22 protein-coding genes and 1 pseudogene are annotated in these 23,819 nt (G+C 63.6%); 11 read left to right on the top strand and 12 right to left on the bottom strand.

The genetic code is table 11. The features are described from left to right. Window positions 1-155: 155 nt before the first annotated feature. From HDG33_RS09900 to HDG33_RS09885, 4 genes are all read left to right on the top strand, one after another. The gene (locus tag HDG33_RS09900) at window positions 156-848 is read left to right on the top strand and encodes a TetR/AcrR family transcriptional regulator (RefSeq protein ID WP_184024969.1); all 693 of its coding nucleotides are present in this window, start codon (window positions 156-158) and stop codon (window positions 846-848) included. Between the two features lie 371 nt (window positions 849-1,219). Further along, complete coding sequence (locus HDG33_RS09895; protein ID WP_184024966.1) at window positions 1,220-1,591, top strand: tlde1 domain-containing protein; 372 nt, start codon at window positions 1,220-1,222, stop codon at window positions 1,589-1,591. Beyond that, window positions 1,588-1,977, top strand: coding sequence for a hypothetical protein (locus HDG33_RS09890; RefSeq protein ID WP_184024963.1), 390 nt, complete (start codon window positions 1,588-1,590; stop codon window positions 1,975-1,977). Before HDG33_RS09895 ends, HDG33_RS09890 begins: the two co-directional genes overlap by 4 nt. 14 nt (window positions 1,978-1,991) lie before the next feature. After that, window positions 1,992-2,384 carry a hypothetical protein gene (locus HDG33_RS09885; RefSeq protein WP_184024960.1) on the top strand — a complete coding sequence of 131 codons (393 nt, stop codon included), beginning with the start codon at window positions 1,992-1,994 and terminating at the stop codon, window positions 2,382-2,384. Window positions 2,385-2,585: 201 nt separating this feature from the next. Here the strand turns inward: HDG33_RS09885 and pcaC are convergent, their stop codons facing one another. The 5 genes from pcaC to HDG33_RS09860 form a co-directional block, all read right to left on the bottom strand. Then, window positions 2,586-2,987: a 4-carboxymuconolactone decarboxylase gene (gene pcaC, locus HDG33_RS09880; RefSeq protein ID WP_018423567.1), complete on the bottom strand. Its 402-nt coding sequence runs from the start codon at window positions 2,985-2,987 to the stop codon at window positions 2,586-2,588. Next, a complete protein-coding gene (gene pcaD, locus HDG33_RS09875) occupies window positions 2,984-3,775 on the bottom strand; it encodes a 3-oxoadipate enol-lactonase (protein WP_184024957.1) in 792 nt (263 codons plus the stop codon). Before pcaD ends, pcaC begins: the two co-directional genes overlap by 4 nt. 5 nt (window positions 3,776-3,780) lie before the next feature. After that, entirely contained in the window at window positions 3,781-5,160 is a 1,380-nt protein-coding gene (locus tag HDG33_RS09870; RefSeq protein WP_184024954.1) for a 3-carboxy-cis,cis-muconate cycloisomerase, read from the bottom strand. 284 nt (window positions 5,161-5,444) lie between these two features. Further along, window positions 5,445-6,104 carry a 3-oxoacid CoA-transferase subunit B gene (locus HDG33_RS09865; protein WP_184024952.1) on the bottom strand — a complete coding sequence of 220 codons (660 nt, stop codon included), beginning with the start codon at window positions 6,102-6,104 and terminating at the stop codon, window positions 5,445-5,447. A gap of 13 nt (window positions 6,105-6,117) precedes the next feature. Continuing rightward, a complete protein-coding gene (locus HDG33_RS09860; protein ID WP_062131411.1) occupies window positions 6,118-6,825 on the bottom strand; it encodes a 3-oxoacid CoA-transferase subunit A in 708 nt (235 codons plus the stop codon). 419 nt (window positions 6,826-7,244) lie between these two features. Between HDG33_RS09860 and HDG33_RS09855 the strand changes: the two genes are divergently transcribed. The 3 genes from HDG33_RS09855 to HDG33_RS09845 all read left to right on the top strand — a co-directional run bounded on the left by HDG33_RS09855 (window position 7,245) and on the right by HDG33_RS09845 (window position 10,277). Further along, window positions 7,245-8,174 (top strand): LysR family transcriptional regulator, encoded by a 930-nt coding sequence (locus HDG33_RS09855; RefSeq protein ID WP_184024949.1) that lies wholly within the window; start codon window positions 7,245-7,247, stop codon window positions 8,172-8,174. Window positions 8,175-8,310: 136 nt separating this feature from the next. Continuing rightward, window positions 8,311-8,949: a GTP cyclohydrolase I FolE gene (gene folE, locus HDG33_RS09850; protein ID WP_184024946.1), complete on the top strand. Its 639-nt coding sequence runs from the start codon at window positions 8,311-8,313 to the stop codon at window positions 8,947-8,949. 215 nt (window positions 8,950-9,164) lie between these two features. After that, the gene (locus HDG33_RS09845) at window positions 9,165-10,277 is read left to right on the top strand and encodes a VTT domain-containing protein (protein ID WP_184024943.1); all 1,113 of its coding nucleotides are present in this window, start codon (window positions 9,165-9,167) and stop codon (window positions 10,275-10,277) included. Window positions 10,278-10,343: 66 nt separating this feature from the next. Here HDG33_RS09845 and HDG33_RS09840 read toward each other — a convergent pair. Both HDG33_RS09840 and HDG33_RS09835 read right to left on the bottom strand, forming a co-directional pair. Next, a pseudogene (locus tag HDG33_RS09840) lies at window positions 10,344-11,909 on the bottom strand (diguanylate cyclase). 103 nt (window positions 11,910-12,012) lie between these two features. Beyond that, window positions 12,013-12,858, bottom strand: coding sequence for a CHAD domain-containing protein (locus HDG33_RS09835; RefSeq protein WP_184024940.1), 846 nt, complete (start codon window positions 12,856-12,858; stop codon window positions 12,013-12,015). A 222-nt stretch (window positions 12,859-13,080) separates the two neighbouring features. Between HDG33_RS09835 and HDG33_RS09830 the strand changes: the two genes are divergently transcribed. Together HDG33_RS09830 and HDG33_RS09825 are read left to right on the top strand one after the other, a co-directional pair. Continuing rightward, window positions 13,081-13,674, top strand: coding sequence for a short chain dehydrogenase (locus HDG33_RS09830; RefSeq protein WP_184024937.1), 594 nt, complete (start codon window positions 13,081-13,083; stop codon window positions 13,672-13,674). A 235-nt stretch (window positions 13,675-13,909) separates the two neighbouring features. Next, window positions 13,910-15,496, top strand: a complete 1,587-nt coding sequence (locus HDG33_RS09825; protein WP_184024934.1) for an inorganic phosphate transporter — start codon at window positions 13,910-13,912, stop codon at window positions 15,494-15,496. A 98-nt stretch (window positions 15,497-15,594) separates the two neighbouring features. Here HDG33_RS09825 and ppk2 read toward each other — a convergent pair whose 3' ends face one another. Both ppk2 and HDG33_RS09815 read right to left on the bottom strand, forming a co-directional pair. Continuing rightward, entirely contained in the window at window positions 15,595-16,521 is a 927-nt protein-coding gene (gene ppk2 / locus HDG33_RS09820) for a polyphosphate kinase 2 (RefSeq protein ID WP_184024931.1), read from the bottom strand. Window positions 16,522-16,683: 162 nt separating this feature from the next. Beyond that, window positions 16,684-17,082: a VOC family protein gene (locus HDG33_RS09815; RefSeq protein ID WP_184024912.1), complete on the bottom strand. Its 399-nt coding sequence runs from the start codon at window positions 17,080-17,082 to the stop codon at window positions 16,684-16,686. Window positions 17,083-17,259: 177 nt separating this feature from the next. On the opposite strand from HDG33_RS09815, the gene HDG33_RS09810 reads away from it, so the two are divergent. Next, window positions 17,260-18,309 (top strand): S1C family serine protease, encoded by a 1,050-nt coding sequence (locus HDG33_RS09810; protein WP_184024899.1) that lies wholly within the window; start codon window positions 17,260-17,262, stop codon window positions 18,307-18,309. A 209-nt stretch (window positions 18,310-18,518) separates the two neighbouring features. Then, a complete protein-coding gene (locus HDG33_RS09805; protein WP_260330385.1) occupies window positions 18,519-19,673 on the top strand; it encodes a Fic family protein in 1,155 nt (384 codons plus the stop codon). Window positions 19,674-19,713: 40 nt separating this feature from the next. On the opposite strand, the gene ggt is transcribed toward HDG33_RS09805, so the two are convergent. The 3 genes from ggt to HDG33_RS09790 all read right to left on the bottom strand — a co-directional run bounded on the left by ggt (window position 19,714) and on the right by HDG33_RS09790 (window position 23,805). Then, window positions 19,714-21,459 (bottom strand): gamma-glutamyltransferase, encoded by a 1,746-nt coding sequence (gene ggt / locus HDG33_RS09800; protein ID WP_184024864.1) that lies wholly within the window; start codon window positions 21,457-21,459, stop codon window positions 19,714-19,716. Window positions 21,460-21,497: 38 nt separating this feature from the next. Next, window positions 21,498-22,901 (bottom strand): MFS transporter, encoded by a 1,404-nt coding sequence (locus HDG33_RS09795; protein WP_184025626.1) that lies wholly within the window; start codon window positions 22,899-22,901, stop codon window positions 21,498-21,500. Between the two features lie 139 nt (window positions 22,902-23,040). After that, a complete protein-coding gene (locus HDG33_RS09790) occupies window positions 23,041-23,805 on the bottom strand; it encodes an NTP transferase domain-containing protein (protein ID WP_184024855.1) in 765 nt (254 codons plus the stop codon). Window positions 23,806-23,819: the final 14 nt, after the last annotated feature.

The following is a 23,819-nucleotide window of genomic DNA, read 5'->3' as shown; positions in this document are numbered from 1 at the left end:
TCTTCTACACCAAACTCGATTGAAATCTACTCGATCAAAATCGACTGTGCAACGTGTTTTCCGTCACGCGGGATCATGGTGCAATGCGGCATCGGCGTGCCGAGTCTGTGCGCCCGCCGTTCAAACCTACGCTGACAAAGAGATCCGAGACCGTCATGAGCCCCACCGCCGCCCGCAAGCCGGGCGCCATCGGTATCCGCGCGAAACAGGCGCAGGACACGCGCGCCAAGATCCTGAAGGCGGCCATCAGGGTGTTCGCGAAGCAGGGTTATGCGAGCGGCCGCATCGAAAGTATTTCGAAGGCCGCGCGTTCGCACGACCGGATGATCTATTACTACTTCGGCAGCAAGGAGCAGTTGTTCATCGAAGTGCTGGAGACGATCTACACGCAGTTCAACGAAGCGGAAAGCAAACTCAATCTCGATCTGCGCGATCCGGTGCATGGCCTCGAACAGATGGTCGAGTTCGTCTGGCAGTACTACCTCGATCACCCGGAGTTCGTGACGCTGCTGTCGAGCGAAAATCTGCACCAGGGCAAGCATGCGAAAAAATCGCAGAAGCTCAAGGAGATTTCGGGCTACGCGATTTCGGTCGTGCAGAGGCTATTGGAGGCGGGCCGCGCGCAGCACGTGTTTCGCGCCGATATCGCGGCGCGCGACGTGTATCTGATGATCGCGTCGCTCGGCTATTTCTATAACGCCAATCAGTACACGCTCGGCGCGTTTCTCGGCGAGCCGCTGATGGACGAGGCGGCGCTCGCGCATTGGCGCGAGGTGATCAAGGAAACGGTACGGCGCGCGGTGTGCGTGCAGGTGCCGGCGAGCGTTGTGGCGGTGACTACTGCATAAATAATATCGGCGCGCTCCGAATTCGCGAAAGCCGTGGGGATTCCTTCGATACCGTTAATCGTAGCGGCGTGGCTCTGCTTCCCCACGAATATCCCACTTTTCCAGAACGAATTTGAATAATCACATCGTTTGATTCCGTGCGTTCGCCGCCCCCCTGATTGGACTGCGGGAGCCCCTGTGGGGGCGTCACAGGAGATATGGATAGTACGCGCAATCCGTACTCATATTTGCCGTGATCTTTCGCGACCCATGCGCTCGCCTCTGTCCGCTCGATACAGCATGCAGATGAAACTGACACCTATCTTAAAAATTGTGCGCGGCCGGATGGTCTGGTTTAATCGTTGGTTCGTACAACCAATGAGGAAAAGACGATGGTTTGGATTTACAAGCATGAGCGCCACTTGTTGTATCACAATCACAAATACATCACAGATACCGGATATTCCGGTAAGGGCGAGCACAAGGACAGACACAGTAGCCAGTATGTCCGCGACAAAGGACCAATCCCCGTTGGCCTGTATGAAATTACGGCACCGTTTCCGCACCCTAAAACTGGACGGCATTCGATGCGGCTCAACCCCGTTGCGGGAACGAGCCTCGGCGGGCGCGACGGCTTCATGATCCACGGCGACAGCATGCGAGAACCAGGCAACGCTTCAAATGGGTGTATCGTTCTGCGTTTGCCGTTCCGGGAGCAAATCTGGAACAGCGGCGACAGAATGCTTAGGGTGGAACATCCATGAACCGCGCTCTTGCAGTCCTGCTGCTATTCCTTCCCGCGCTATGCCTGGCGCAAGGCAGACCGAACCCGCCATGCGACAGGTGGCCGACCAACATAGCCGAGGGGAGACTAAAAAGCGCTGGCACCCTTGGCAGCATCGACTATACGAAAACCGAAGCCGTGCAACTCGCGTCCGAGAAAATAGGAAAATACGAGGATGGCGAACAAATGTGGCGTGAGGTCTATCACATCACCTTCCACGAAAAAAACGGAAACAAGGTCAAGGTGATTGCTGTGAACGAAGGGGCAGGCGAATTTGAATGCTCGATAGGCGGGATTGACGTCTTTATTGTTTCAGGTCATTTGCCATCACGCGACGCCGACAGAGTATTCAAGCAGATAGAGTGAGGTGCTTCGAATCCATGAAACACGCTCTCGCAGTCCTGCTGCTATCCTTTCCCGCGCTGTGCCTGGCGGAAGCCGGATCGTACCCGCCATGCGGCGACCGGTTTCCGGCCTATGTGGCCGAGATGGCGGTAAGAAAAACTGACATCCTCTCGCTGGATTTTGACCGTACGAAAACAAGGGCGGTGCGACTGGCGTCCGAGAAGATCGGTATATATGGGGATGGCGAACCGATGTGGCGCGGGGTCTATCAGATTACCTTTGAGGAGCGAAACGGAAATAAGATCAAGGTGGTTGCTGTGTACGAGATAGGCGAACTGGAGTGTACGATTCGTGACGAACAGTTTCTTATCGTTTCCAAACAGTTGCAGCTTGTCAGCGGGGACACTCGGTACAGGCAGATCGAGTGAGCCGCGCCAGTTCAGACCCGGACCGGCATCGCGCGGGTCATTTTTTGCCTGCGAGCGGCGCGTCGTAGGGCCCCTGCCTCGCTCTGCTTCAGTCGTTACACCCGTTGCTCGTGCGACACCATGTGCATCGGCAGTCTCAGCGCGACGAAGACGTCCGTCGCGCGTTTGCTGAATGAAGCGGAAAGCTACAGTGCTCAGTTTTTACGACTTCGCCGCGGCAGCCGCCGCATCGTCCTCGCGGAACAGCTTGTCGGCCAGATGGAATGCGGAGTTGGCCGCCGGCACGCCGCAGTAGATCGCGGTCTGCAGCAGCACTTCCTTGATCTGCTCGCGCGTGACGCCGTTGTTTTTGGCGGCACGCAGGTGCAGCGCGAGTTCTTCGCTGCGATTCAACGCCACCATCATCGCGATCGTCAGCAGGCTGCGCGTATGACGCGGCAGACCTTCACGCGTCCAGATCTCGCCCCATGCGTAACGCGTGATCAGGTTCTGGAACTCCTCGGTCAGCTCGGTGCGGTTCGCGAGCGAACGGTCGACGTGCGCGTTGCCCAGCACCGCGCGACGCACCCCCATTCCGGCTTCGTAACGGTCTTCGTCGTTCACTTTGCCTCCGTCAGGAAGTCGAGCACGGTCTTCGTGAACTCGTCGACCTTTTCGATGTTGGAGATATGCGAGGCATTGAGCTCGACGTAGCGCGCGCCCGGAATCGACTGCGCAAGTTCGCGGCCTTGCGCGGCCGTGGCGGCCAGATCGTGCGTGCCGCTGATCACGAGGGTCGGCAGCTTGATGCCCGGCGTTTCGGGCCGCAGGTCGGCCGCGTCGATTGCGTCGCAGTTCGATGCGTAGCCTTCCTTGTCGGTATGCACGAACACGTCGCGGATCATCGCCAGCACGACCGGCTCGCGCTCGATGAAGTCTGCCGTGAACCAGCGCGGCAGCACCGCGTCGGCGAGCGCGAACATGCCTTCGCTGCGCGCCTTCGCGGCACGCGGCACCCACACTTCCGGCGAGCCGATGCGCGCGGCCGTGTTGCACAACACGACGCGCTCGAAGCGGTCGCCGTGACGCGCGGCGAGTGCGACGCCAGTCAGGCCGCCCATCGATATGCCGCAGAAATTCGCGCGCGCGATCTTCAGCGTATCCATCAGGCCGAGCACGTCGCCGCTCAACTGCTCGATCGTGTACGGACCCTTCGGCGCTTCCGAATGACCGTGGCCGCGCGTGTCGTAGCGCAGCACGCGGAAATGCTTCGACAACGCCGCGACCTGCGGCGTCCACATGGACATATCGCAGCCGAGCGAATTCGACAGCACGAGCCACGGCGCGTGGCCGTGACGATCGCCGTCGATACGATAGTGAAGCTCGGTGCCGTTGACTGCGGCGTAGGGCATGCCGGTTACTCCTTGGAATGGGCGCGCTGCGCGCGCGTGGTGTGAAGCGTCAGGGCGGCGTCGACATATGCGTGCGCCTGGCCGACGTATTGAGCGGGATCGAGCAGCTGCTTCAGGCGCTCGAGCGAAAGATGTTCGGTGACGGCCGCGTCGGCGGCGAGCACGTCATACAGCGTCTTGCCGTCGCGGATCGCCACCTTCGACGCGCGCTCGACCAGATGATGCGCGTCGAGCCGGCCGATGGAATCGCCGAGCGCGAGCATCACCGCTTCGCCGAGGATCAGGCCGTGCGTGACGTCGAGATTCGCGGCGAGGCGCGGTATGTTCACGCTCAGGCCGGACGCGATCTGTTCGATGTTCGCGAGCGCGCCGCCCGCGAGGCGCGCGAGATCCGGCAGCGCGTCCCATTCGGCCTGCCAGCCGCCAAGCGCGCGTTCGTGCTCCTGCACCATGCCGGCGAACACGGTCGCCACGAGGCCGGGCGCGCGCGTCGCGGCCGTCAGTACCGCCGCGCAACCGACCGGGTTGCGCTTGTGCGGCATCGTCGACGATCCGCCCTTGCCGGCCGCGGCCGGTTCGGCGAGTTCGTCGATTTCGGTTTGCATCTGCAGCGACACGTCGCGCGCGATCTTGCCGAGCGTGCCGATCAGCATGCCGAACAGCGACGCCGTCTCGGCGATGCGATCGCGTTGCGTGTGCCACGGCAAGGTCGGTACCGCGAGGCCGAGTTCCTTGGCGAGCGACTGCGTGACCTGCGGCGCCGCCTCGCGCAGACTCGCGAGGGTGCCGGCCGCGCCGCCGAATTGCAGCACCAGCACACGTTCGCGCAACGCATCGAGCCGCTCGCGATGACGCAACAGCGCGTCGAGCCATTGCGCGAACTTCAGACCCAGCGTGATCGGCAGCGCCTGTTGCAGCCACGTGCGGCCGATCATCGGTGTCGCGCGATGGGTGGCCGCGAGTTTCGCGACCGCGTCGCAGGTGGCTTGCAGGCCGCTGTCGAGCAGGTCGAAAGTGTCGCGCAGTTGCAGCACCGTCGCGGTGTCGATGATGTCCTGGCTCGTCGCGCCCCAATGCACGTATTTGCCAGCTTCGGCATCGGCGGCTTTGACGCGTGCAGTCAGTTGCTTGACGAGCGGAATCGCGAGGTTGCCGCCGAGCGCGGCGTCGCGTGCGAGCGCGTCGGCGTCGAGCTGGTCGGCCTGGCAGGCCGCTTCGATCGCGGGGACGGCGGATTCGGGAATGACTTTGTGCGCGGCAGAGGCACGCGCGAGCGCGGCTTCGACGTCGAGCATCCGCTGCAGCGTGGCACGCGGCGCCCAGATGTCGTTCATCGGCTGTGTGCCGCAAAGAAGGCCAGTCAGACGGGCGCTGGAGTCGAGCATGGTGACGACGATGTTTGAGGGAATCGGAAGCGAAGAAGCGGCACGGCGCGCGGCGGTTCGAAGCAGACGCCGTGGCGGAGCAAGCGCTCGTGCCGTGCGTATGCCGCGGTATGTGCTGCGTATTGTGCGCCAAACGCGGTCAGCCCGTCGCTGAAGTTGCCAGGCCAGCGCTGACGAGCAGTTCGCCCCGTCAGCGCTGGCCCGTTCGCGCAATGCCGCTTTCAGACGAGACGCCATCGACGCGGCCGCAAAGCAGACCGCCGCCGCGACGCCTCAGCCAGCCATCAGGCCGCGCGCGCGGCCTGCGTGCCGTCGGTCATCGGCACACCGGTCAGCTTCAGCAGTTCGTCGAAGCCGATGTCCGTGAAAATCTCGCGCACGACGAGGCCTTCCTTCGTGACGTCGATCATTGCGAGGTCCGTATAGATACGGGTCACGCAACCGATACCGGTGACCGGGTACGAGCACTCGGCGGCGATCTTGCTCTCGCCCTGCTTGGTCAGATGCTCCATCATCACGTAGACCTGCTTCGCGCCGATCGCGAGGTCCATCGCGCCGCCGACCGCCGGAATCGCGTCGGGTGCGCCGGTGTGCCAGTTCGCGAGATCGCCCTTCGCCGACACCTGGAACGCACCGAGCACGCAGAAGTCAAGATGGCCGCCCCGCATCATCGCGAACGAATCCGCGTGATGGAAGTAGGCGCCGCCCGTCAGCAGCGTGACGTGCTGCTTGCCGGCGTTGATCAGTTCGTCGTCTTCCTGACCCTTCGCCGGTGCCGGGCCCATGCCGAGCAGACCGTTTTCGCTGTGCAGGAAGATTTCCTTGTCTGCGGCGAGGTGGTTCGCCACCAGCGTCGGCACGCCGATGCCGAGGTTCACGTAAGCGCCTTCAGGGATGTCCTGGGCAACGCGCCTGGCCATTTCATCGCGAGTCAGTTTCTTCATGTCGGTCTCCGGGTCAGGCAGCAGCGTCGTGAGGATTGGGCGTGGGGGCATGCGCCGCTTGCGGCACCGCGATCACGCGTTGCACGAAAATGCCGGGCGTGACGATTTCTTCCGGATCGAGGCCGCCGAGCGGCACCACTTCCGACACCTGCACGATCGCGGTCTTCGCGGCGCTCGCCATGATCGGTCCGAAGTTACGCGCGGTCTTGCGATAGATCAGGTTGCCCCAGCGATCGCCCTTGTACGCCTTGATCAGCGCGAAGTCCGCGTGCAGCGGCGCTTCGAGAACGTAGTGACGGCCGTCGATCAGGCGGGTTTCCTTGCCTTCGGCGAGCTTGGTGCCGTACGCGGTCGGCGTGAAGAAGCCGCCGATGCCCGCCCCCGCGGCGCGGATGCGCTCGGCGAGGTTGCCTTGCGGCACGAGTTCGAGTTCGATTTCGCCGGCGCGATAGAGCGCGTCGAACACATACGAGTCGGTCTGGCGCGGGAACGAGCAGATGATCTTGCGCACGCGCTTGGCCTTCAGCAGCGCCGCGAGGCCGATATCGCCGTTACCTGCGTTGTTGTTGACGATGGTGAGATTGCGCGCGCCCTGCTCGATCAGCGCGTCGATCAACTCGGACGGCATGCCGGCCGTGCCGAAGCCGCCGATCATGACGGTCGCGCCGTCGTGGACATCGGCGACCGCCGATTGAAGTGTCTCGAAAATCTTGTTGATCATGTCGAATTTCCTTTGGGGGCGCTACGTGCCGCTGGGCTGACAGCCGTAACCGGCAAGGCTCGCGCGGAAACAGTCTCCGGGCATGCTGGCGACGGCTCGCGAGGGGGAGAGCGGGCTGGCGCCTTCGATTGCTTCGCCGCTGAATTGTTCGTTGCGTGAACAGTGATTCGTTTAGCGAACGCTTCGGCGATTATGGTTGTCCTGTGGGCGGGTTGTCAAGGCAGGGAAACCCCCTTCATCATAGGTCGCCGCGCGCGGCGGCGAAGGTCCGGGATGCCCTCGTCCGGCGCTCGCCCTGCGCGCGAAAATGCCGGCCGCGCAAAATCCCACTATGCTTACGGGCGATTTTTCAACTAGGCTCTATAGCGATACGGCATAAGCATTCCCTTGCACCGCCCGCCCCGCGAGCCATAACAAGCATGTCCGAGACACATCTGGATCTGAACCTGATCCCCTATCTGGTCGCGATGGAAGACACGCGTAACGTGAGCCGCGCCGCCGAGCAACTCGGTGTGAGCCAGCCGCGCGTGAGCACTGCGCTTGGGCGCCTGCGCGAATACTTCGACGATCCGCTGTTCGTGCGCACATCGAAAGGCATGGAGCCGACACCGCGCGCGCTCGCGATCCTGCCCGCCGCGCGCGACGCGTTGCTGCGCATCGAGAAAGGCATGCTCGACGTGCAGGATTTCGATCCGGCGACGAGCACGCACACGTTTTCGATCGCGCTGTCCGACGTCGGCGAAATCGTGTTTCTGCCGCGTCTTTTGCAGCTGTTCGCCGAGTGCGCGCCGTCCGCGAATCTGCGCTCGGTCACGCTGTCGCCGTCGCAAGTGGAACGCGGGCTCGAATCGGGCGATGTCGATCTCGCCGTCGGCTATTTTCCGGACCTGGCGGGCAATAACTTCTTTCAGCAGCGGCTCTTCACGCACCGCTTCATCTGCCTGATGCGCAGCGGACATCCGCTGTCGAAGGGGCCGCTCACGCTCGAGCAATACGTGGCGTCCGGCCATGCGGTCGTGCGCGCCGAGGGACGCAGCCAGGAAGTGCTCGAGCAGTACCTCGAAAAGAAGCGCATCAAGCGACGCGCGGTGCTCGAAACGCCGCACTTCATGAGCCTGCCTTTCATCCTCGCGCGCACCGACCTGCTCGCGACCGTGCCGCACGCGATCGGCTTCGCGTACGTGTCGGAGCATGCGTCGATCATGCTCGTCGAGCCGCCGCTGCCGCTGCCGCGCTTCGACCTGCGGCAGCACTGGCATCGCAAGTTTCATAACGATCCGCGCGGCAGCTGGCTGCGCGGCGTGGTCGCTGAGCTGTTCAACGATGCAATGGACGAATGGCCGAAGTAGCCGTGCGCAGCACGCCCGCGACTGCCCCGGCCGCGAAAGGGGCATCGGCACCTTCAGCGCAAAACATGGAACAATGACCTCAGTTACTGACCCCGCGCGCCGCGCAGCGTCGACGCGCGATCCAGGAGAGCGACGCATGACCAGCAGCAAGGCAAAGAAGACCAAACCCTTAGCAGCCACCGAACGCCCGAGCCGCGAAGAAGCCGAGGCAGCCGTGCGCGTGCTGCTGCGCTGGGCCGGTGACGATCCGCAGCGCGAAGGCCTGATCGACACGCCGGCACGCGTGACGCGCGCTTACGACGAGTTTTTCGTCGGCTACAAGGTCGATCCGCGCGACATCCTCGCGCGTACCTTCTCCGAAGTGGACGGCTACGACGAAATGATCGTGCTGAAGGATATCCGCTTCGAAAGCTACTGCGAGCACCATATGGTGCCGATCATCGGACGCGCGCACGTGGCGTATCTGCCGAACCATCGCGTGGTCGGCATTTCGAAGCTCGCGCGCCTCGTCGATGCGTTCGCGAAACGGCTGCAGATCCAGGAAAAGATGACGGTGCAGATCGCCGATACGCTGAACGAGGTGCTGCAGCCGGCCGGCGTGGGCGTGATTCTCGAAGCCGCGCATCAGTGCATGTCGACGCGTGGCGTACACAAGGCGGGCGTCACGATGGTCACGTCGCGCATGCTCGGTACGTTCCGCACCGATCCGTCGACACGGCGGGAGTTTCTGGCGATCGTCGGGAATCCGGGCGTGGTGGCGATGCCGAATGCCTGATGAGGTGGATCCGGGGGCCGCTTGTGGTTCGTTGACGATGCAGCCCCCGCCCCTGCGAATCCAGCGTGCGCGCCCGCGCGCACTCTCTTCAGCCGCGCCGGCCACCTTGCGGTGGGCACGCGGGGTTGACAGTTAGTTGCGTATTGACGATTGAGGCCGATGGTCGACACCGGCCGTCCACGCATGGCAGCCCAACAGCAGCAGGAGCGCCTCAATTGGTCGAGTTTCCGTTGTCGGCGGTTTCAACCTGGGGCAGCGCAATCGTGTTCGTCAACGTCCTGCTGACGCGCCTCGGCGTACCGATTCCGGCCGTGCCGATGCTGCTGTTCGCGGGCTCGGCGATCGCTGCGGGCACCCTGGCGTTCTGGCCGACCCTCGGCGCGGCGGTGCTGGGCGCATTGATCGGCGACGGCACCTGGTTCGCGGCGGGCCGTCTGTATGGACGCAAACTGCTCGCGTGGCTCGGCCGCTTGTCGCCCGCCGTCGATACGAGGCTGGAAACCGCGCGCGCGCTATTCGAACGCTATGGCGTGCCGCTCGTGTCGATTTCGAAGTTCGTGCCCGGCCTCGGCCTGATCACGCCGCCGCTGATGGGTACGACCGCCGTCGACATCCGCATCTACGCACTATGGGATCTGGCGAGCGTGATCGCGTGGGCGACGTTCTGGCTGCTCGGCGGCGCGGCCGTGGAACGCGAGGTGCATATGCTGCGCACGTTCGTCGAGCAGCGCGGCGGCACGATCGCCGACATTCTTCTTGCGGTGGCGCTCGTCTATCTGCTCTACCGGCTGTATCTGCGATATTACGAACGGCGCCGGTTCACGCGAGCCACGTCGGCCCAAGCCGCGCCGATACTGGCCGCGCCGACGCAGGCCTCATCGGCGAGTGCCGCCGCGTCGAGCATGCCGTCGCGCTGGCGGCGCTCCGGCCGCCTGAGCCGCATGGCGCCGTCCCGCGTGCTCGATGCGCGGCCCGGCGCTCCGCTGCTCGATCTGCGACGCCAGATTCCCGACGCGCGCGCGCTCGATCCGCATTCGCCTGAGCAGATCGACGGCGCGCTACGCACATACGACCTGGTCATCTATTGCATCTGCCCGGACAGCGCGACCGCGCACGAAGTCTCGCAACATATGCGCAGCAATGGCTACACGCGGATTCGCGCACTGCCCGGCGGGCTCGATGCATGGCAGCGGCGCGGCTTTCCGGTGGGCTTGCTGGCTCACGCGGATGGTTCGGCCGCCGATCGGCCGCGCTCGGCGTTGCTGGACGAAACACCAGCGGCGGTGACGTTGCGCGGCTTCGCGCCGCGCAGTGCGGAGCGCGCCTGAATTGCGTTGCGTCGCGACAATCTGGGCCGGGAAGGCGCTCACGCTCACGCGAACGAACGCCTGGCGTTAAGGCGCCGCCCCCGTGCGCGAGCCCCCCTGCGTTGCCGAATACTCGTCCCACTGCGCCGACCGGGTGCGATTGCGCCCTTCGTTCTTCGCCACATACAACTGTCCATCAGCGGCCGCCATCAGCTCGAGTCCGTTCGCGACATCCGTGGCGCTCGGCAGCGCCGTTGCGCAGCCGACGCTCACCGTCACCGCCTGCGGCGCATCGTGTCCGCGCACGATGACCTGGTTTTCCACCTTGCGACGAATCTGCTCCGCGACCGCGAACGCGCCCTGCGCGGTCGTATCCGGCAGCACCACCGCGAACTCTTCGCCGCCGTAGCGCCGCGACCAGATCGGCCGAGCGCCGCGCCACGGACGCGATGCAATCGGCCACCGCGACCAATACCTCGTCGCCGCTCTCATGGCCGTAGGTATCGTTGAAACGTTTGAAGTGATCGATATCGATGAACAGCACCGACAGCGGCTTGTTCTCGCGTCGCGCCCGCTTCCATTCGTCGTCGAGCCGCTTGTCGAGCACGGGGCGATTGCTGAGCCCGGTCAGCGGATCGGTCGCGGCAAGACGCAGCAGCGCGGCCTGCGCGCGCTGTTTGTCGCGCAGCGCGAACGCGAGCAGCCACGACACGAGCACGAACACCGAGCCGAACGAGATGGTCAGCGCGGCGGCCACGCGGCTGCGACGCTGCCACGGCGCGAGCACGTCATCGACAGCGGGCGCGATCGCCACGTGAAGATGCGACGCACACCGTCGACCCGCGAGACCGATACGTAGCTGCCGGAGTCGTGCACCGTCATCGGTGCGAAGGTCGGCGACTTTGCGACGCTGGTGCCGATAGCGCGCGCGTCGAACGGCTTGCGCGCGAGCAGCGTGCCGTCCGCCATCACGATGAAAACCGAGCCTTGCTCGCCGGTGTCGATCCGGTCCAGCAGGTGCTGGAAATACTCGATGCGGATCGCGAGCAGCGCGATGCCGGCAAAGCGGCCTTGCGCATCGTCGATGCGCCGCGTCAGCGCGATCGACAGCTTGCCGCCACGCAGCCGCGACATGAATGGATGCGAGAAATACAGGCCCGCCGCCGGATTGCGCTGATGCACCTGAAAGTATTCGCGATCGTCGAGATGGACGGTGGTGTTGGCGTCGGCGTACTGCGCGGCGGCCACTTCACCGTCGGCGCCGACTATATACGCGCCGCCGAGAAACGCGGCGGTGGTCGCGCGATCGAACAGCATCGCCTGACGCACCGGGACCGGCAGCGTCCAGGTGCGCGGATCGCCCGCGGCATCCACCATCGATTGCAGCGACAGACTATAAACTTCGACGTTGCGCGCGAGATCGGCGGAAATGATCGACACGAGGTTTTGCGACGTCTGGCGCGCATGATCGAGCATTTCGCGGCGGCCTTCGCCGACCTCCACCGCCGTCAGGATCGACATCGCCAACGCGACGAGCGTGCCGGCGACGCCGGCCACCCACGGGCGGTTGCCCACATAGCGGGTCATCCCGGCTCGAACGGCGCGCAACGTCAGGCGCAGCCGATGACGCAGCGAAAGCCCATGCGGTGCCACGCTCCTCGCCTCCTTCGCGGACTATTCTTTCGGACCGCAGCGCGGTGCGCCGTGCATTTTGGGCTGCGGATCCTCCGCGCTAGCGAGGACCGAACGCGCTCTCTCAGCCCAGTAGCTCCGACGCCGCGCGCAAGCGGCGTTTGCGTTTCCTGTCGAGCCAACCCAACGCGGCTTCGATGTGGTCCGCGTCGGCAAGCGACGCGGCATTGTCGCGCAACAGCGTTTCGCTCGCGACGGTATCGTTGAGCATGCCGAAGCGCTTCTGGATTTTTTTCAGGCGCTTGAGCGTGCGCTTATGGCTGGTTTTAAGCACCGGCCCGAAAAACTCGAACAGATAGCGCAGTTTCTTGCCCGCTTTTCTGACATCGTGAAAGGCTGCGTAATTCGAGCGTTTCGCATGGCGCGCGCGTTTGATGCGCTTTTTCAATGAGCGCTCCGACGCCCCTATGCGTCGAGCGGCAAATTTGCGCAGCGCAATAGCCGAATCGTGCGTGGCGTGCAGTTGCGCGGAAGTGGTGGCCAACGCATCGCGCAGCAGGTGTTTGACGTCGGCGTTCAACAACGTCTCGCGGCTGGTCGCCAGTGTGTCGCGGCGCGCCTGCTCGAGCTTCGGCATCAATGCTTGCGCGCCGCCGTCTTGCTGCCTGAGCAACGCGATCAGGATGTCCCAATCGCGCGTTTTACCCGCCGCGGTGGCGAGAAACTTGTAGACCGCGCGTTGCCAGGAATTTTCGCCCTTGTCGAGCAGCGGTGCGAAAGCCCACCATAACGAACGCAAACGCCGCAGTGAAACGCGCAGTTTGTGCAGCGCCTCGGGTGACGCGTCGCCGTGCACCCCGTTGGCGAGCCGGATTGCCTCATCGACGAGCGGCGCGGCATAGGAAGTGAAGGCACGCTGTGCCGGTTCGTCCTCTACCGGCTCGTTGACTGTCGCGCTGTCTTGCTTCATCGACGCTCTCCGGAAACATGACCTCACTTCCAGCGTAGCAAAAATGATGCTCAGGAGGATCGCGGCGCGTATCAGCCGGCTCTTCCCTCGCGCGTTGGCGCGTCGCGCCGGCAGCGTCTATCCTCGACCGATAGGATCGCGCGTTGCACGGTTCGGCGAGTGCTCCGGCGACGATGCAGTGTGCAGTGCGGCAAATGCCGCAAACAGACCTTAGGAGGATGTATGCGAATACTCGTTGTCGGTGCGACCGGCCTGCTCGGTTCGCACATCGTGAGGCTGCTCGCCACCGAGCATGACGTGGTCGGCGCGAGCCGCAAAGGCTCCGAACTGCACGTCGACCTGTCGGACAAACGCAGCATCGAAGCGATGTATGCGCAAGCCGGCAGCTTCGACGCGATCATCTGCGCGGCCGGCTCCGCGAAATTCGCGCCGCTCGCGGCGCTTGGCGACGAAGACTTTTCTTTTAGTCTTGCCAACAAACTGATGGGGCAGGTCAATCTGGTGCGCTGCGGCGTGGACCATGTGTCGCAAGGCGGCTCGTTCACACTGACGAGCGGCGTGCTCGCGCAACAGCCGATGGAAGGCAGCGCCGCGGTCAGCATCGTCAATGCGGGCGTCGAAGCGTTCGCGCGCTCGGCCGCGCTCGAGTTGCGGGGCAAGGCCCGCGTCAATGTGGTGAGCCCGGGGTGGGTCGCCGAAACGCTCGAATCGATGGGCCGCGATCCATCGCAAGGGGTACCGGCGGAAATCGTCGCGCAAGCTTATAAACGCACCCTCGGTGGCAGCGCAAGCGGCGAAGTAATCAGCGCATCGTAAGCGCAACCGAAGCCCGCTCGCCGCTCGTGCTATTCATCACTTGCCTAGTCCGGTTCGGACATCTTACTATTCCCGTCCGCCAGCCTGCGTAGTATTTACCGGCGTGAGCGGCGTAGCATAGGCCGCGCCGCGCCCGCTTTTCCCGCACCCCAATGCCGTCACGTAGTTGTCATCGTTGCGACACACAGCGAAAGCAGCATCAAGAACTCTGCGACCACTTTTTGGGGCTCACGTCATGCCGGAACTTTCGTATCCGCAACCAGGCGCCGCCAGCGGCAAAGGCCGTAGCGCGGGCCTGGTTATTTTCGTTGCCCTGCTCATCGCGGGCGTCGTGTACTGCGGCGTTCATCTGATAGACGATCTGCAGCCCGTACGCGAAAGCTCGGTACTGCCGTATCTGCTGCTCGGTGTCGCGCTGCTGATCGCGCTCGGCTTCGAGTTCGTCAATGGCTTTCACGATACGGCCAACGCGGTCGCCACCGTCATCTATACCCACTCGCTGACGCCGAATATCGCGGTCGTCTGGTCCGGCGCGTGGAATTTTCTGGGCGTGCTGACGTCGAGCGGAGCGGTCGCCTTCGGCGTTCTGCAACTGCTGCCCGTCGAGTTGATTCTGCAGGTTGGCAGCGCCGCCGGCTTCGCGATGGTATTCGCGTTGCTGATCGCCGCGATCATCTGGAATCTGGGCACGTGGTCTTTGGGCCTGCCGTCTTCGAGTTCGCACACGCTGATCGGCTCGATCATCGGCGTAGGTCTGATGAATCAGATGCTGCATGGTGCGAACGGCACCAGTGGCGTGGACTGGAATCAGGCGCTCGGCGTCGGCAAGTCGCTGCTGTTTTCGCCGATCGTGGGCTTTCTGCTTGCGGGCCTGCTGCTGCTGATCCTGAAGGCCGTCGTGCGCGTGCCCGCGCTGTATGCCGAGCCGAAGGGCAAGGAGCCGCCGCCGTTCTGGATTCGCTGCCTGCTGATTCTGACCTGCACGGGCGTGTCGTTCGCGCATGGCTCGAACGACGGCCAGAAAGGCATGGGGCTGATCATGCTGATCCTGATCGGTACCGTGCCCACCGCCTACGCGCTGAACAAGGCGGTCACGCCGGCGCAAACGCAGAACTTCGTCGCGGTCGCGCATCAAACCGCGGCGACGCTGTCGCGCTACACGCAGGGCGCGGTGCCTTCCGCGGATCCGCGCGCCGACGTCGAGGCCTTCGTGCGCACCCGTCAGCTGACGCCCGCCACGCTGCCGGCGCTGCAGCAGCTGACCGAGCAGATCGGTCGCCAGGTCGGCGAGTCGGGCTCGATGGCCGCGGTGCCGCAAGGCATCGTCGATAACGTGCGCAACAACATGTATGTCGCCTCCGAGGCGATCCGTCTGATGCAGAAGGCCAATCAGCCGCAGTTCTCGCCCGAGGACGCGAAGATCATCGCCAACTTCAGAACGCAGATCGACCACGCGACCAAGTTCATTCCGCCGTGGGTCAAGGTGGCGGTCGCGATCGCGCTGGGTCTCGGCACGATGGTCGGCTGGAAGCGCATCGTCGTTACGGTGGGCGAGAAGATCGGCAAACAGCATCTGACGTACGGCCAGGGCGCGTCGGCTGAACTCGTCGCGATGGTCACGATCGGTGCCGCCGACGTCTACGGTCTGCCGGTGTCGACGACCCATGTGCTCTCTTCCGGCGTGGCCGGCACGATGGCAGCCAACGGCTCGGGTCTGCAATGGGCCACGGTGCGCAGTCTGATCCTCGCATGGGTGCTGACGTTGCCCGCGTCGATCGCGCTCGCGGGCGGGCTGTTCTGGGTGTTCCGTTCGGTGTTCTGAGTTCGCCGATCTGGCGGGGCGAAGCACGAAGAAAAGCGCGGTACGCTGATATACGTACCGCGCTTTTTCGTTGGCCAGCTATTTCATACGATCCGCTTTTAATACACCTCGGGCACGATCATCGACTGAGGCACCGGCTGACGGCTATAGTCTTCGTGATAGACACGCGACGGCAAGTCGATCTGCGGATGCTCGATCTCGTGATACGGCACCTGGCTCAGCAGATGCTGAATACAGTTCAGGCGCGCGCGTTTCTTGTCGACGGCCTGCACGACCCACCACGGCGCCTCGGGGATATGCGAGCGCTGCAGCATCACCTCCTTCGCCAGCGTATAGGCTTCCCAGCGGCGCCGGCTTTCCAGATCCATCGGACTCAGCTTCCACTGCTTGAGCGGATCGTGAATGCGGTTCTGGAAGCGGATTTCCTGCTCTTCGTCGGTGATCGAAAACCAGTACTTGAGGATCTGCACGCCGCTGCGCGCCAGCATCTTTTCGAACTCCGGCACCGAGCGGAAAAACTCTTCGTATTCCTCGTCGGTGCAGAAGTTCATCACGCGCTCGACGCCCGCGCGGTTGTACCAGCTGCGATCGAATAGCACCATCTCGCCGCCCGCCGGCAGATGCGATACATAGCGCTGGAAATACCATTGCGTGCGCTCGCGATTGTTCGGCGCGGGCAATGCGGCCACGCGGCACACGCGCGGATTGAGGCGCTGTGTGATGCGCTTGATCGCGCCGCCCTTGCCGGCCGCGTCGCGCCCCTCGAAGATCACGACGAGCCGGTGCCCGGTCGCGACGATCCAGTCCTGCAGCTTGACCAGTTCTCCCTGCAGCCGGAACAGTTCGCGGAAGTACTGCTTGCGCGCCTCGCGATGCTCGGGCGTAAGGCCGGCCGGGCCGTCGATGATGCGGTCGTCGACCTCCATTTCGAGTTCTTCGTCGTAGGCGTCGATGAGGTCTTCCTCGAAACGACGTTGCCGCTCCGCCATCAGTTCGATATCGGGTCTCGGGTCCGGCTCTTTCATTGCGGCTCTCCTCGCAACAGGAATGGGATGGCGCGCGGCGGCTAGCGCGACGCGGTCGCGTTCGATTATCGAAGCGCGAGGTGTCAGCCGTGTTACCGCGTGGGCGGCCGCTGCACATGCGTGGTAACCCCATGATAGCGAGTTTTGCCCCGACTTCCGCCGCTAGGGCAGCGGCCGCGCGAAGCTCAGTTCGTGGCCGTCCGGATCGGTAATATGAAAATAGCGCTCGCCCCACGGCGCATCCGACGGCGCGAACGTCGGCTGCAAGCCTGCCGCCACCGCCCTGGCATAGAACGCGTCGACGTCCGACACGTAGATGATCACGCGCCCCCACCAGTTGACCGGCGCGCGCGCATCGGCGATCAGGTTCAAATACGAACTGCCGAACGCGAACGACGTGAAGGCCTCGCGCGGACCGCCGAACTTGATCGGGAAGCCGAGCGCTTCGTAGAACGCAACGGCGCGCTGCATGTCGCTGGTGGCGAGCGTGATCGCGCTGAGCGACTCGATGCGTGGACCCGGCTGCGGGGATTGCGGCGCTGAAGCGTTAGATGCGGACATGAACAGGGTCTCCGTGGCGCGAGCGAGCGGCGAGCGACGGCCCGCCCGGGAAAGTGTCTCACGGGCAGTGGCCACCGGTCTGGCGGCGCGGCCGGGGCATCGCCCACGCCCCCGGGATGCACTTGAAAACTCGCGCAGCGCCCCGCATCTCGGAGCCCGTCTATCCGGAGCATCGCTATGGGAAGCCGCCCACGCTTCATCGATGACCTGTCGAGCGCCGCATCCGACGCCCCCGGGCCCCAATCCACCGACCTTTTGACCCACGACGACGACGCGCTGCTCGACGCCTACTCCCGCACCGTGATCGGTGCACTGGAGCGCGTGCAGCAGGCGGTCGCGTTTATCGCCGTCGAACGCCGGCTGCCCGGCGACGCGGCCGCGCATGGGCGCGGCGCGCGCGGCGGCACCGGCTCGGGCTTCCTGTTCACGCCCGACGGCTACCTGCTGACCAATAGCCACGTCGTGCATGGCGCGACGCATATCCAGGTGACGCTGGCCGACGGCGCGAAGTTCGACGCCGATCTGGTCGGCGACGATCCCGGCAGCGATCTCGCGGTGCTGCGCATCGGTTCGCCGGAACCGCTGCCGCATGTCGAACTCGGCGAATCATCGAAGCTGCGCGTCGGGCAGATCGCCATTGCGGTCGGCAACCCGCTCGGGCTGCAACAGACCGTGACGACCGGCGTCGTTTCGGCGCTCGGCCGGTCGCTGCGCTCGAACTCCGGCCGCATGATCTACGACGTGATCCAGACCGACGCGGCGTTGAATCCGGGCAACTCGGGCGGACCGCTGATCAATTCAGCGGGTCAGGTGATCGGCGTGAATACCGCGATCATTCCTGGCGCACAGGCCATCTGTTTTGCGACCGCGATCGATACCGCGAAGTGGGTCATCATGCAGATCTTCGCGCACGGTCGCGTGCGACGCGCGTATATCGGCGTGGCCGGCACGACGACGCCGCTGTCGCGGCGCGTGCAGCGCTACTTCGGGCTCGGCACGCAAAGCGGCGTGCGCGTGATGGAGATCGTCAAAGGCAGTCCGGCGGCGCTCGGCGGCTTGCGCACCGACGACACGATCGTCGCGATCGACGCGCAGCCGGTGCAGGATGTGGATGCACTGCAACGCACGCTCGATGCTTCGCGTATCGACAAGCCGGTCAACGTGACGGTGTTGCGCGGCGCGCAGCGGGTGGAGTTGACGGTGACGCCGGTGGAGCAGGCAGGGTGAAGGGGGGATTGCCGGGGGGACTGCGGGGTGGACAGTCAGGCGCCATCCTACCGCAAACCCTACATTAGACTCTACAAGAAATAATTAAAATCCTTATAAATCAATTTATTGAACGATATAATCAACAACATCTAACTCTACATTAAACCCTACACGCCGCCATGACGACCGTCGTATCGTTCGAACCCTTGTTTCCTGAGGACCGTGTATTGGATCCGCTGATCGAGCGCACGACCGAACTCGTCGACTCATCGCAAAAGCTCCTTGCCGTAAGCGGGACGCCATTTGCCGCGGCGCTCGTCCCGCAATTGCGTGCGATGAATTCGTACTACACAAATAAGATCGAAGGCCAGCACACCACACCCGCCAGGATCGAGGCCGCTCTCAAGCGCGACTATTCAGCTGACGTCGCCGAGCGCAAAAAGCAGCGCCTTGCGATGGCGCATATTGAAACGGAATCCTCGCTCGAAGAAGAGTGGGATTTGCTTGCGACGCCCGCCCTGTTCGAGCCCGCACGACTTACGGCCATTCATGAGCGATTTTTTTCCTATTTGCCGGTCGCTGAGAGATTTACCAGCGAGGGCGAACCAATCGTGCCGGGCGAACTTCGCAAATCGGACGTCACCGTGGGCCGGCATCTCGCGCCAGAACCTGAAATGATCGCGCCATTGCTCGATGCATGGGCCAAGCGATATGCGCGCCTACGGATCAAGGACCATCAGTTGATCGGCATCGCCTGCTCGCATCATCGGTTGGCATGGACTCACCCGTTCGCAGACGGCAATGGCCGGGTGGCACGTCTGCATTCACATCTCGCTTTACGATCCGCCGACTTGACGCATGGCCTATGGTCTCCGCTTCGCGGTCTCGCACGCGAACATGAGCTGTACTACGCAAGATTGAGCGAAGCCGACCAGACGCGCCGCAATGACCTCGATGGCCGAGGCAATCTATCCCAGGAAGGCCTGGTGCGTTTCGCGCGGTTCTTTCTCGATTGCTGCCTGGACCAGGTAAGCTTTATGGTTCGCATGACCGAGTTCGATGGTATTGCAGATCGCCTGCTCGATCTATTGCGTTACCTCGATTCGAATCCGTGGATGATCGGCTCCGAAAAATCGGTGATCAAACCGGAGGCCTCGGCACTGGCGATGGAGTTTGTGGCGACGCGGCGTGCAGTCAGCCGCGCCGAATTCAATCAGATACTTGGCGTTACTGATGTTCTGGCTCGCCGGATTACGCGCTCTCTACTTGATATTGGACTGCTCGACTCGCCTTCCCATCGCGGCAATCTCTCGTTCGGACTCCCATTGAAAAGTCTTCGATTTCTATTCCCGAGACTATGGCCCGAAGTCGATCAGGACTAGGCTTATCGTCGAAGAGAATGGCTGCAACCGCCTCTCCTCCCTACCGAACGACCCGCGTCACTCCTCGCCCGCGCGGATCGGCCGCCGCCTCCGGCTCGTTCCCATCGATCCTGATCACCTGAACATCGCCGGTGAATTGCTGCCCCTCCAGCTTGTAGCCCTTCGCCTCGAGTTGCTGTGCGAGTTCGCCCTCGATCGGCTTGTACGGCTCCGAATAGATCGTATTCGGCGGCAATAGCTGGTGATGGAAACGCATCGCGGCGAGCGCATCCGGCAACGGCATGTCGAAGTCGTAGATGTCGTTGATCACCTGGAAGATCGTCGTGAAGATGCGCGATCCGCCCGGCGTGCCGATCACGAGCGCGACCTTGCCGTCCTTGGTCAGAATCGTCGGCGCCATCGACGACAACGGGCGCTTCTTCGGCTCGATCGCATTCACGTCGCTGCCGACCACACCGAACATGTTGGCGGCGCCCGGCTTCGCGGAGAAGTCGTCCATCTCGTCGTTCAGCGCGATGCCTGCCCGATCCACCACGACGCCCGAGCCGAACGCGCCGTTCAGCGTATACGTGTTCGACACCGCGTTGCCCCATTTATCGACCACCGAAAAATGCGTGGTCTCCGCCTTCTCCGGCATCGAGGTCCCGAGCCCCGGCTGAATGCTCTTCGTGTCCGACGGCATATTCGGATCGACCTCGGCCGCGCGCTTGGCCAGATACGGATCGTCGATCAGTTGCGCGACCGGCACCTTGTAGAAATCCGGGTCGCCGAGGTACTGCGCGCGGTCCGCGAACACGCGCTTCTCGAGCTCCGCGATCAGATGCACGTATTGCACGGAATTGAGCGGCACGTTCTTGAACTCGGGCGCGATATCGGCCTTCATCTTCAGCAGTTGCACGAGCCCGACGCCGCCCGAACTCGGCGGCGGCGCGGTGATCACGCGATAGCCGTTCCAGTTCGCCTGCACCGGCTCGCGCCAAACCGCCTTGTACTGCGCGAGATCGGCCTTCGTAATCAGGCCGTGGCCGCGCATCGAAGCGGCGATCAGATCCGCAGTCTTGCCCGTGTAGAAATCTTTCGGGCCCTGATCGGAAATACGCTGCAGGACCGCGGCAAGGTCAGGCTGCCTGAAGATGACGCCCTGCTTCAGATTGCCGAAGTAAGTGTCGAAATTGGTCTTGCCCGCGAAGTTCTTCGCCGCATCGTCGCGCAGCTTCTGCAGTTGCGGGGCGACCATGAAGCCGTCGCGCGCATAGTGAATAGCCGGCGCGAGCACCTGCTGCCATTTCAGCTTGCCGAAACGGCGCTGCGCTTGCCACATGCCGTCGACGGTGCCTGGCACGCCCACCGCGCGATAGCCGACGAGGCTCATGCCTTTGATGATCTCGCCCTTGTCGTCGAGATACATGTTCTTCGTCGCGGCGAGCGGCGCGCGCTCGCGATAGTCGAGGAAATACGGCTTGTTGTCGACGTACAGCGTCATGAACCCGCCCCCGCCGATGTTGCCCGCATCCGGGAACGTGACCGCAAGGGTGAAGGCGATCGCGGCGGCCGCATCGACCGCATTGCCGCCTTCGTTGAAGATCTGCTCGGCGGCATCGGCGCTGTATGAGTCCGGCACCGCAATCGCCGAACCGGCAAGCACGGCCGGTTGCGTCTTCGCGGGCGCTTTCGCGACAGCAGGCGCCGCCTCGAGAAACCCGGTTGAAACGCAGAGGATTGCGATCAGGGCAAGACCGCTGATCGAAGCACTGGTTGAAGCTTTGACGTTGCGAAACAAGTTCATGACCTCCTCATCGACGACGACGACATCCGCATGATGGCTTACGCGCGCCCGCGACGGCCGCGCGAGATCTCATCGCCCGCGTCTCGCGGCAGCCGCCGCGTAATCGGAATCGACAGGCACGAGAACAGACCGACGACGAGAAACGCCGGCCAGAAATCGGAGAACACGATGTTCGGATGCCCTTGCACACGATGCGAAATCTGCAGCACGATGCCCGAGATCGTCACGCCGAGGCCGAGCGACATCTGCTGGATGACGCTCGCGACACTCGTCGCGCGGCCGACGTCGCTGCCCGGAATATCCGCATAGGCCAGCGTATTGAGCGACGTGAATTGCAGAGAAGGAAAGAAGCCGCCCACCAGCACGATGCACCAGATCACCCAATGCGGCGTGCCGGGAAAGAACAACCCGTACACGGCGATCGCGAGACCCGCGCACGCGGCGTTGACCATCAGCACGGTACGAAAGCCGAAGCGTTCGAGAATGCGCGACGCGACCGTCTTCATGAAAATCGAACCGAACGCGGACGCGCACGTGATCGCGCCGGCTCTGAACGCGGTCATGCCGAGCCCTTCCTGCAACGCGAGCGGCAACAGGAACGGCACGGCGCCAAGACCGATCCGAAACAGCGAACCGCCGATCACGCTCGCATGAAAACTTGGAATGCGCAGCAAACGCAGATCGAGCACCGGCAGCGCGACGCGGCTCGCGTACAGCGCATAAAGCAGCAGCAACACGATGCCGGTCACGCACATGCCGACCGATTGTCCCGTCGACACCAGTTCGCCGCCGACCAGCGAGAGCCCGAGCATGAACAGCGAAGCCCCGCTCGCCGACAGCACGAAGCCGAGCCAGTCGAGCCGGCCCGGATGCGGCTCGCGCGTATTGGCGATGTACTTGTTGGTGAGCCAGATGCCGAGCAGGCCGATCGGCACGTTGATCACGAAGATCAGACGCCAGTGCAGATAGGTGGTGATAAAGCCGCCGAGCGGCGGCCCGACCACCGGACCGAGCAACGCCGGCACCGTCAGATAGTTCATCGCGCGAATGAACTCCGACTTCGGCAGCGACCGGAAGATGATGATGCGGCCCACCGGCACCATCAGCGCGCCGCCGATGCCCTGCACGAAGCGCGCGAGCACGAAGGTAACCAGCGAAGTGGAGGCCGCGCACAGCAGCGAGCCCGCCATGAAGATGCCGATCGCGGTGCGGAACACGGTGCGCGAACCGAAGCGGTCGGCGACCCAGCCGCAGATCGGGATAAAAACGCCAAGGCCGATCACATACGCGGTGACCGCAAGCTTCAGCGTGATCGGATCATGACCGAGGTCGCGTGCCAGAACCGGCAGCGACGTCACGATGACCGTGCCGTCCACGTTTTCCATGAACATCGCGCACGCGACGATCAGCGGAACGATGAAAGCGCCTAAAGCGAGCAGCATTGTCATGGCGACGGGTGGCCAGCCATCAATGGAAAGCGTCGATTATGGCATCGCGGCGACAACAAATGTTGTCGCGCGAAGGGATTTTGCCGTATGCCATCGCGCGCTGCCGTGCATCTTCGCGCGCGGCACGGACGCCTCAGCGCGATGCGCTGACGAGCGGCTGCAACTGCGGCAGGATCTCGTTGGCGGCGCGCGCGACGTCGTTCGGAAAGTCGATTTCGATCCACGGCGCACCGCTCACCTCGGCCGTGTCGAACACCTGGCTGCGCTCGAGCAGCAGGTCACGCACCGCCTCTTCGTGCGGCATGTTCGCGCGGCCGCTGTCGATATAGCCCGCGACGATCTGCGTGAAGCGTCGCGCGGTTTCCTCGCGGAAGCGGAAGAAGCCGACCGACTCGCCGATCGTGTCGTACTCCAGATTGACCGCGAGCTGCTTGCGCAACTCGACCGGCACGCCGTCCTTCAGGCACAGCTTGACGGGCTCGTCGCCCGCTTCGAAATCGCGGTCGATCAGCAGACGGTTGACCGACTCGCCCGCCACCAGCGCGCTCAGGATGCGCTCGTCGTACAGCACGTCGGCGTCCATCAGCAGCACGTCGCCGCCGCGCGTCAACGCGTCGGCAACGGTATGCACGGTCAGCACGCTGCCAAGATCGAAGCGCGGATTGAGCACGGTCTCGACCTTGTGCGGCCAGTCGATGCGCGCGAGTTCCGCCTGCACGGATTCCGGCTGGAAACCGAGCGCCAGCACGACGTCGGTCACGCCGGCTGTTTCGAGCATCTGCAGATGCCGTTCGAGCAGGCTCATGCCGTCGAACTGCAACAGGCATTTCGGAAACTGGGCTTGCGGCGGCTGCTGGAGACGCAGGCCGAGGCCCGCTGCGAGAATGATTGCGCGCATGCGCGGTCCTTTGA

Origin of the sequence: Paraburkholderia sp. Cpub6 (assembly GCF_014201065.1) — a bacterium.
GTDB lineage: Bacteria > Pseudomonadota > Gammaproteobacteria > Burkholderiales > Burkholderiaceae > Paraburkholderia > Paraburkholderia tuberum.
The sequence above is the reverse complement of the archived record's forward strand: the minus strand, read 5'-3'. Positions and strand labels throughout refer to the sequence as shown.

Excerpts from the sequence above, each read along its gene's own strand:
- HDG33_RS09900 (WP_184024969.1), top strand. The coding sequence starts at position 156 with ATGAGCCCCACCGCCGCCCGCAAGCCGGGCGCCATCGGTATCCGCGCG.
- HDG33_RS09895 (WP_184024966.1), top strand. The coding sequence starts at position 1,220 with ATGGTTTGGATTTACAAGCATGAGCGCCACTTGTTGTATCACAATCAC.
- HDG33_RS09890 (WP_184024963.1), top strand. The coding sequence starts at position 1,588 with ATGAACCGCGCTCTTGCAGTCCTGCTGCTATTCCTTCCCGCGCTATGC.
- HDG33_RS09885 (WP_184024960.1), top strand. The coding sequence starts at position 1,992 with ATGAAACACGCTCTCGCAGTCCTGCTGCTATCCTTTCCCGCGCTGTGC.
- pcaD (WP_184024957.1), bottom strand. The coding sequence starts at position 3,775 with ATGCCCTACGCCGCAGTCAACGGCACCGAGCTTCACTATCGTATCGAC.
- HDG33_RS09870 (WP_184024954.1), bottom strand. The coding sequence starts at position 5,160 with ATGCTCGACTCCAGCGCCCGTCTGACTGGCCTTCTTTGCGGCACACAG.
- HDG33_RS09865 (WP_184024952.1), bottom strand. The coding sequence starts at position 6,104 with ATGAAGAAACTGACTCGCGATGAAATGGCCAGGCGCGTTGCCCAGGAC.
- HDG33_RS09860 (WP_062131411.1), bottom strand. The coding sequence starts at position 6,825 with ATGATCAACAAGATTTTCGAGACACTTCAATCGGCGGTCGCCGATGTC.
- HDG33_RS09855 (WP_184024949.1), top strand. The coding sequence starts at position 7,245 with ATGTCCGAGACACATCTGGATCTGAACCTGATCCCCTATCTGGTCGCG.
- folE (WP_184024946.1), top strand. The coding sequence starts at position 8,311 with ATGACCAGCAGCAAGGCAAAGAAGACCAAACCCTTAGCAGCCACCGAA.
- HDG33_RS09835 (WP_184024940.1), bottom strand. The coding sequence starts at position 12,858 with ATGAAGCAAGACAGCGCGACAGTCAACGAGCCGGTAGAGGACGAACCG.
- HDG33_RS09830 (WP_184024937.1), top strand. The coding sequence starts at position 13,081 with ATGCGAATACTCGTTGTCGGTGCGACCGGCCTGCTCGGTTCGCACATC.
- HDG33_RS09825 (WP_184024934.1), top strand. The coding sequence starts at position 13,910 with ATGCCGGAACTTTCGTATCCGCAACCAGGCGCCGCCAGCGGCAAAGGC.
- ppk2 (WP_184024931.1), bottom strand. The coding sequence starts at position 16,521 with ATGAAAGAGCCGGACCCGAGACCCGATATCGAACTGATGGCGGAGCGG.
- HDG33_RS09815 (WP_184024912.1), bottom strand. The coding sequence starts at position 17,082 with ATGTCCGCATCTAACGCTTCAGCGCCGCAATCCCCGCAGCCGGGTCCA.
- HDG33_RS09810 (WP_184024899.1), top strand. The coding sequence starts at position 17,260 with ATGGGAAGCCGCCCACGCTTCATCGATGACCTGTCGAGCGCCGCATCC.
- ggt (WP_184024864.1), bottom strand. The coding sequence starts at position 21,459 with ATGAACTTGTTTCGCAACGTCAAAGCTTCAACCAGTGCTTCGATCAGC.
- HDG33_RS09795 (WP_184025626.1), bottom strand. The coding sequence starts at position 22,901 with ATGCTGCTCGCTTTAGGCGCTTTCATCGTTCCGCTGATCGTCGCGTGC.
- HDG33_RS09790 (WP_184024855.1), bottom strand. The coding sequence starts at position 23,805 with ATGCGCGCAATCATTCTCGCAGCGGGCCTCGGCCTGCGTCTCCAGCAG.